Here is an 8,046-nt window from a genome sequence, read left to right as displayed (position 1 = left end):
AAAAGATTCTATAAATTTATATCTTTCAGATAATCAGCAAAATAAGAAAGAATAAAGGATAAAAGGGTTACGATTTGGAAACGAGCAAGTTTCTTTCCCTTTCTTTATTCTGCAATGCCTCAAAGAACACTTAATTTGATAATGCAAAGATAACACTTTCTGATGAAACCAGTGTGTTTTTACGGAAATAAATTGTAGATACACCTTAAAATTAATCACATCTAACTTTATAGGAAATAATTTTTAGAAGTTTTAGTGTCGTTATTATACCAGCAAAAAGACTTATAATCAACCATTTTACACTGCAATATATGAAAGAGAGAGAAAAAAGAAACTTTTTAAAGAAAAAACCTCCGAAAAATTTGGTTACAATTATAAAATTTCATATATTTGCGAACATTAAAAAGATTAGTACCACCGTTATAATAATTTAGAAACTATTATTTATGGGAAGCAAAACAAAAGATAAGACAGATTATATATTGCAAGAAGCATTTAAACTCTTCTTGTCAAAAGAATATGTAAATGTAACAACTGGAGATTTAGAAGAAGCCACAGGAATAACTCGTGGCTCTATTTATTATCGAACTAAAAATAAAGAAGGACTATATAGGGCTGTTATCGATAAGTTTATATTTGATTTCATATCTGATGCGTTGAATGCGGATATTCCTGCTTCAGAGAAAACTCCATTCTGGACTTATATTGACTATGAATTGAATAATACAGAGAAACGAATGAGAGTGATGAAAGAAAACAGAATTGATAAAAACATCTCTGCGCAATATGTGAATTTATTGGCATCTGCGTCTTTTCATTATAATGGATTTGTGGAAAAATATAATGAAATAGAGATACTAATTCATAATCAATGGAGGCATTACTATGATTTAGGTGTCAAATATGGAGAGTTGAGTGGTAATGTGGAGTCTGATCTGGCAATATCATTGTTCCGTTCCTTGTATTACGGAGACTCCTTTTTACTTGCTATTACGGGTGATGGATTGAGTATCCAAGAATTAAGAAGGAAATACATGTTAATCTATAATGCTGTAAAATAATGAGAGAAGTTTATATAACAAGAGTTTCATCATTTTTGCCTAATAGGGTTGTAGAAAATGATAATATGGAACAATATTTAGGACTTATCGGCGATAAGCCTTCAAGGACACGTTCCATTGTATTAAGACAGAATGGCATAAAAAAGAGGTATTATGCTTTGAATGAGAAACAACAAATAACACATTCAAATGCGCAATTAGCAAAAGAAGCCGTTGTAAAATTATTTGTAGATAATAAAATTCCCAAAGAAATCTCTCTACTCTCTTGTGCCACAAGCACTCCTGACCAATGGATTCCTTCACACGCATCTATGGTGCATGGAGAACTGGAGAATTTTCCAATGGAGATTTTCTCTTCGGCAGGAGTGTGCCTTACCTCTTTGCAGGCGTTAAAAATATGCTATAGTAATATTCTCGCTGGATTACATCAGAATGCCGTTTGTGTTGCTTCTGAATTTCCCTCCCCTACATTAGTCTCGAAATTCTATGATCCTGAATATGAAATAACACATGAGAATCCGGATTTAGATCCTTATATGGCATTTGAGAAAGATTTTCTTCGATTTATGCTTTCAGACGGAGCAGGAGCAGTATTAGTGCAGGATCACCTGGAAGGGGAAAGTCCACTAAAAATAGAATGGATAGAAATGACCTCTTATGCTAATGAACTTCCTACCTGTATGTTCATGGGCGCAGAATTAGGTGTTGACGAACAAGTGAAAAGTTGGAAAGAATTCACTCCGGAGGACATAAAGAATCGTGGAGTAATGCTATTGAAACAAGACATTAGGCTGCTAAAGAAATACATTATCAAATATTGGGTTGACCATATCGAAGCCGTACTTGCCAAACATGATGTAAAAGCGGAAGAGATAGATTATGTCATACCTCATGTTTCATCAATGTTCTTCTATGAGAAATTAAATGACGAAATAGCAGCTCGTAACATTGCTCTGACAAAAGAGAAATGGTTTACAAATCTGACCTCTGTTGGCAATATCGGTTCGGCTGCCATTTATGTGGGACTGGAAGAGCTCATAAGGACAAAAGAAATAAAACGAGGGAGAAAGATTCTTCTCCTTGTACCAGAGAGTGGAAGGTTCTCATATGGAACAGCATTGTTAAAAAAGATATAATAGCCGCCAACTAATTGGTTTAATTAAAACATACTTAATTCAATCAACGAATTAAAATTCATAACATTAAAACCGATATAACTATGAAGAAAAGTCTTTTGCTGTTATTTTTCAGCTTCTTTTTCGGCATTTGTTATTCGCAGACATGGATATCCTTTGAGGGAAATGTTGCGAAAAAACCACAGATAGAAGTGTTAGAGTCAAATAGTAACTCTTACAAAGTGAAGGTCAAATTATTTGGTTTGTTTGACAAAGAAATTCAAAAGTCAGGAATGATTTATCACAAACTCTCTTTTGATGGTTGCGGTTTCCTCTCGCAAGCAGGTCTTCCTGCTCTACCAACATTTTCGCAACTTATAGGGTTGCCACGGCACAAAAAGTGTACGGCAAAGGTAGTGGAAAACAAGTGGGAAAACATTGATATAGGAAAGATATATCCAGCTCAAAAGCCTTTGAGAGAAACGGAAACAGAAAAAGAGTTTTCAATCAATAAATCTGTTTATGCCAGCTCAAGTTTCCTACCTCAACTTATAGAGCGAAATGAACAGCAAATATATAGGGGTGTTGCAAACCATACCTATACAATTTGCCCATTTAAGTATTATCCAAGTACTGACAGGTTATCCGTTTTGACAGAATTCACCCTTGTTGTAAATTTTGAAGAAATACCTTCAATACAAAAAGATGAATTTATAATGCCATCTATTAAAAAGGGAATTTTTGATAACTACGATTTTTTGACCGAAGAATCTTCTTCGTTAGATAATTCTCCATATGACTATTTGATTATAGTCGGGGAAGTTCCTAATTTGTTAAATAGTAACGTATTAAATGACTTTTGCAAATGGAAAGCAGCTAAAGGCTTTAAGACAAAAGTTGTTTCTACTAAAGAAATTGGAAATACATGCGAGAAAATCAAATCGTACATCAAATCAGAACGTGTTAATAATATAAAATATGTCTTGTTTGTCGGAGACAACAATACTATCCCTCTTTATCACTGGATGGCTGCAAATGAACAGACACCAATAAAGAGTGACTATTGGTATGGCTGTTTAGACAATGAAAAAGATACACAAGCAGATGTTTATATAGGAAGGTTTCCTGTAAATTCATTGGATGAGTTGAGAAATATGGTATCTAAGACCATATGCTACGAAAAAGAAGGAAATCAATATGGAAATAAATGTTTGCTTGTTGCTCACAAAGAGTTTGCTCCCAATAAATATCAGGGATGCTGTGAAAGGATAAGAAAGTCTATCTATTCTACTCCTTTATCTTTTACATATGCTTATGGATCTTCTCCACAAAAAGGTGGTAACAATGCAACAAATACAATGGTCATAGAACAAATAAACCAAGGATTGAATATCGTAAATTACAGAGGTCATGGTAGTGAAGTAGATTGGGTTCCCAGTTGGGGAGCTGACGGTGTTCCCTTTTCAAAAGAGCAAGTCTCTCAACTTTCAGGAAAGGTATTCCCTGTAATTTTCAGTATAGCATGTCTTAATGGAGACATTAGTTATGATCAGCCTTGTTTGTTGGAATCCTTTATGCGTTATGAAAAAGGCTCGGTGGCTTTCTTAGGCTCAACAGAGCCTTCTTGGACTACCGCCAATCATTCTTTTGATGAAATTATTTTTAAGAAGTTGTTGGATAAGGGTATTTGTAATTTCGGAGAACTGAACGTAGTGTCACATCTTGCAAATATTTCTCAAGGAGGAGGTGAACCAGCAATCAGCAATGCTTTTATGTATATTTGTGGCAATGACCCTTCTTTGGAGATATGGACAGATAAAACAAAGGCTTTTGGAGAAGTCTCTGTAGAGAACACCGCTTCAGGAGTACGGATCACTACTCAAGGTGTGTATAATTACAGAGCATCAGTGTTATCACCAAAGGGAGAATTACTCTATGTTAAGGAGACTACCACAAATACCCTTTTGTTAAACGACATACAACCTGATTATCAGGTAGTTTTGAATAAACATAACTTTATCCCTTGCATAATCTCAGATGTTTCCAATAATGTTCTGTTTATACAAGATGAAACAATAGGAGGAAATAAAGTTATAGAAGCTGACATCATAAAAGTTGGTACAAACGTAACGTCAACGAAACCCTATGGCGATGTCTTGTTCAACGAAGGCAAGATAACGTTAAAGGCGAAAAAAATACAATTTTTTCCAACTACAAAAACGTCGAAAGCAACTCAGTTACAATTAATATTAAAAAAATAGTAATTATGAAGAATCATCATTTCCTATCGAAACTCGCAGCCATTATGATTGCTGCCATGTTCTCCAATGCAAGTTATGCGCAGATTACCTATTCACAAGGAAAACTTACAATTGGTGATGTTACTCCCCACAAGTTTCTCGGAATGACAATTGGAGGAATGGCAGGAACCTATTGGACCTGCAAAGCCAACAATTTTTTTCAATTAGACCTGTCACCTGCAAGTCCTCGATTAGCAGGTACGGGGGATGAGGTATGCTTTTACAACACCGAAACAAGTACGTTCAATAGCATTCAAGTTGCAAATGTGTACAATTACTCAGATGAACGTGCCAAAACAAATGTCAAAACTATTGACGGGGGACTGAACACAATATTAAATTTGCGTCCTGTAAGTTATACTTGGAAATCAGGCATTGGAAGTGCAACAAGAAGTTCTCATTTAATGACTGTAGCCAATGGTCCTTCTTGTGATAAAAACCTACAATTTGGTTTTTTGGCACAAGAACTTGAAGAGGTCATTCCTGATGCTGTTAAAACAGACGAAGAAGGTAGGAAACTTATTAACTATACTGCAATTATTCCTATACTTGTGAAATCAATTCAGGATTTACAAGGCAAGGTTGAAGAACAGCAAAGAATGCTAGAGTATTTATCAAAAGGTTCTGTTTACAACAGTACACACAAAGAATTAGGTCATATAAACAAATGTGTTTCAGACCAGTCTAGTTCCACGCTGTCCATTGACTTTACACTTTCTCAGCAGGCAAAAGATGGCATACTATTGATTAGCGGAATAGAAGGTGTTCAAGAAAAGAAAATAGAATTATCTAAATTTTCAAGTTCCATTACCGAAAATATTAGTTCTTTGAATAAAGGAGTACACATTGCCACGTTAGTAATAAATGGTTCAGTATGCGACTCCAAACAGTTTATCATAGAATAATAACGACATTTTACAAACCAATTCGGTAACGAGATTACTTTCGTACCGAATAAAAACACATGAGTTACTATGACAGATTTCTTGCAAAAAAACATTATAGTAACTCGTGTTTTTTAATATTTTTAATAAAATGCAAAAAAGACACAAAGATAGATTTCGTTACTTTCAAGAGTTGGCTTGTACAACCAAAGACTTCTATATAGAACTACTGCGTTCCTATATAAATATAGGAGTAGGAACAAAAGTCCTTGAAATAGGATGTGGGGAGGGAGGAAACCTGTTACCTTTTGCTCAAATAGGATGTTTGGTAACAGGTATAGACATATGCGGCTCACGCATAGAACAAGCTGTAGATTTTTTTAAGAGAGAAAATCAGAAAGGTACTTTTATATGTGAAAATTTTATGTTACTTAATAATTCAAAAGATGGAATAGGAAAATTTGATATTATAATACTTAGGGATGTGATAGAGCATATAGAACCTCCTTGTAAGAAAGAATTTTTGTCTCATATAAAAAAGTTCATGACAGAAAAAAGTTTAGTTTTTGTATGCTTTCCTGCATGGCAAAATCCTTTTGGTGGACATCAACAAATCAGTACTGGCTTTGTTTCTAAAATTCCATTCATACATCTTCTTCCTAATCCTCTTTATAAAGCTTTCCTCACACTCAATGGAACTAATAGTGATACTATTCAGGAACTGTTTAGTATAAAACGCTCACAAGTGACTGTTGAAAGTTTTGAAAAACTTATAAAAACAATTGGTTTTCGGATAGTAAAACGGCAATTATGGCTTATCAATCCTCATTATAAGCAAAAATTTAATTTGACCCCACGACTTCTCTCGCCTGTTTTTTCGAAGATAAAATATTTACGAAACTTTTACACGACTTCTTGCACTTATGTGCTGAGAAAATAATTTTTTTCCAATTCGTTTAATTATGATTTACCCAATAGTTATATCTACTTCATATTAGAATACTCCTCAGTTAGTTTTATCGCCTGCATCTGTAGTTTGATGATGGCTTCAGAAAAGGCTTCAAGTTTGCGAAGCATTCTCTGTGCAGTGGTGGTTGAGTGATAACAGTTGAGCATCTTAACAGCTTCATTATAGAGTACACCAATCTTGTGATTTTGGGATATTATGTTAGAGAGTTCACACAAGTATTTTTCATCAGAATTATTTTCTATAATAACCTTGAATGCCTCTCCAAGTAATCTTGCCCTTAGATAATCGCTCTTTGTTTTTGCTCCCGACTTTCGATAAAGATTTATGACCTTTTGTTGGTCTTCGTAGTTGGGTATTCTGATGTGCCATCTGTCCCATTTTGGGCAGGTGCCACATCTGCCGTCTGGCTTGTTTATGTTCTTTCTTTTCATCGTTTCTATATTTTCTAATCACGACTTTGGAGTAATTTTATCCCCTTTTGGGGCAAGGGTCTTTGTGGTACAAATGGCAATTTGTGGTACAAAGACACACCTTGCCAGTATAAAGAAAGAGATAGTTTGTTATGTTCCATAAAGTAACCTTTCTGGGGTGCGAGAGTTCAAAGTTCAAGAAGTAAGTCAAGAGATAAGTTTAGACTAATCTCTTGACTTACTGACTTTATGAGCTGACATATTTTTGACTAAAGTTAATTTTACCTTAGGTCGAAACTAATTTCTTGACCAAAGTCACAATTGACCATTTGACTTAAGTCGCGACTGATTTCTTAACTTAACTCATAACTTACCTGTTTGCGGTATTGGATTATAATGCCTTTCAAGCATTGTCTGTATGTCGCTCTGCTTGTATAGTATCTTCCCTCCGATTTTGTAGAAAGGAAGCGTTCCTAAGTTTCTGTACTCTTGGAGCGTGCGTGTGCTGAGCCGTAATTGGCTGCAAACCTCCTCGCCTGTTAGGTAAACCTCTCCGCCTAACATTGGACGGGCTGTAGAACAATAACGCTTCAGTTTCTTCAATATTCCCTCCATCAACTGTGCAAACATCTGCATTTGAGGGTCTTGCTGTGTAATGATTTCTTTCTCTTCCATAGTTCATTCTGTGTTTGATTTCATTAATTGTTTGCATTCAGTAACTCTGCGATGTCGCTCTCCTTATAATAGCATTTATGCCCAATGATGGAGAAGGGGATTTTACCCGTATCGCGATAGGATTGCAGGGTGCGTTTGCTAATGCCGAGCCTGCGGCATACGGCTTCATTGTCGAGCCATTCGTCCGTTTCGGGCGGATTGCCGATAAGCTGTTCAATACTGTGGATAAAGTCTGCAAATTCGGAGCAGTGCCGCTCCCACGCTTTGCGGTCGATGATAATGAGTTTCATTGCCTTGATTTTGTTTTGATTACTTTATTGTTACTCGGCAAACAAACTGTTATGCAGTCCATTGCCGTACTTATCGAGTGCAAAAGTAAACCCTCGGAAGCACCGCTGCAAGAAATGAGGATAAGCAGGGAAATAGAGAGAAAACAAGAGAAAAGACCAAAGGAGATCCATTTGTGTTATTGCGGTAATGAGATGAGGTGCCGGCTCTTTCCTTTTATTATTTTGTTGTTTTATCGATAATTCGATAGTTCGACAAATCGAGATGTCGAAGTGTCGATAGATAGTTTTATCGATAGATTATTTTGACGATATATAGTTTTGACGATATATAGTTTTGATGA

General features: G+C 35.5%; 9 protein-coding genes. 6 read left to right on the top strand and 3 right to left on the bottom strand.

The genetic code is table 11. The annotated features are described in order from the left end of the window. Positions 1–446: 446 nt before the first annotated feature. The 5 genes from HMPREF9018_RS06340 to HMPREF9018_RS06320 all read left to right on the top strand — a co-directional run bounded on the left by HMPREF9018_RS06340 (position 447) and on the right by HMPREF9018_RS06320 (position 6,300). Positions 447–1,061, top strand: coding sequence for a TetR/AcrR family transcriptional regulator (locus tag HMPREF9018_RS06340; RefSeq protein WP_008449518.1), 615 nt, complete (start codon positions 447–449; stop codon positions 1,059–1,061). Continuing rightward, positions 1,061–2,197 (top strand): StlD/DarB family beta-ketosynthase, encoded by a 1,137-nt coding sequence (locus HMPREF9018_RS06335; RefSeq protein ID WP_008449525.1) that lies wholly within the window; start codon positions 1,061–1,063, stop codon positions 2,195–2,197. Before HMPREF9018_RS06340 ends, HMPREF9018_RS06335 begins: the two co-directional genes overlap by 1 nt. Positions 2,198–2,280: 83 nt before the next feature. Then, positions 2,281–4,437, top strand: a complete 2,157-nt coding sequence (locus HMPREF9018_RS06330; protein WP_008449520.1) for a C25 family cysteine peptidase — start codon at positions 2,281–2,283, stop codon at positions 4,435–4,437. Between the two features lie 44 nt (positions 4,438–4,481). After that, positions 4,482–5,381 (top strand): tail fiber domain-containing protein, encoded by a 900-nt coding sequence (locus HMPREF9018_RS06325; RefSeq protein WP_157794588.1) that lies wholly within the window; start codon positions 4,482–4,484, stop codon positions 5,379–5,381. A 130-nt stretch (positions 5,382–5,511) separates the two neighbouring features. Further along, a complete protein-coding gene (locus HMPREF9018_RS06320; RefSeq protein ID WP_039864574.1) occupies positions 5,512–6,300 on the top strand; it encodes a class I SAM-dependent methyltransferase in 789 nt (262 codons plus the stop codon). A 44-nt stretch (positions 6,301–6,344) separates the two neighbouring features. Here the strand turns inward: HMPREF9018_RS06320 and HMPREF9018_RS06315 are convergent, their stop codons facing one another. The 3 genes from HMPREF9018_RS06315 to HMPREF9018_RS10710 all read right to left on the bottom strand — a co-directional run bounded on the left by HMPREF9018_RS06315 (position 6,345) and on the right by HMPREF9018_RS10710 (position 7,690). Further along, positions 6,345–6,761 (bottom strand): plasmid mobilization protein, encoded by a 417-nt coding sequence (locus HMPREF9018_RS06315; protein WP_008449527.1) that lies wholly within the window; start codon positions 6,759–6,761, stop codon positions 6,345–6,347. A 342-nt stretch (positions 6,762–7,103) separates the two neighbouring features. Next, a complete protein-coding gene (locus HMPREF9018_RS06310) occupies positions 7,104–7,415 on the bottom strand; it encodes a helix-turn-helix domain-containing protein (RefSeq protein ID WP_004355529.1) in 312 nt (103 codons plus the stop codon). A 23-nt stretch (positions 7,416–7,438) separates the two neighbouring features. Further along, positions 7,439–7,690, bottom strand: a complete 252-nt coding sequence (locus HMPREF9018_RS10710; RefSeq protein ID WP_232724653.1) for a helix-turn-helix domain-containing protein — start codon at positions 7,688–7,690, stop codon at positions 7,439–7,441. On the opposite strand from HMPREF9018_RS10710, the gene HMPREF9018_RS11265 reads away from it, so the two are divergent. Continuing rightward, on the top strand, positions 7,583–7,945 hold the full coding sequence (locus tag HMPREF9018_RS11265) for a hypothetical protein (protein ID WP_232724652.1): 363 nt from the start codon (positions 7,583–7,585) through the stop codon (positions 7,943–7,945). The two genes, HMPREF9018_RS10710 and HMPREF9018_RS11265, sit on opposite strands and share 108 nt — an antisense overlap. The last annotated feature ends 101 nt before the right edge of the window (positions 7,946–8,046 follow it).

Source organism: Prevotella amnii CRIS 21A-A, from assembly GCF_000177355.1.
Taxonomy (GTDB): Bacteria; Bacteroidota; Bacteroidia; order Bacteroidales; family Bacteroidaceae; genus Prevotella; species Prevotella amnii.
Note: the sequence above shows the minus strand (reverse complement) of the source record. Positions and strands in the feature narration are given on the sequence as shown.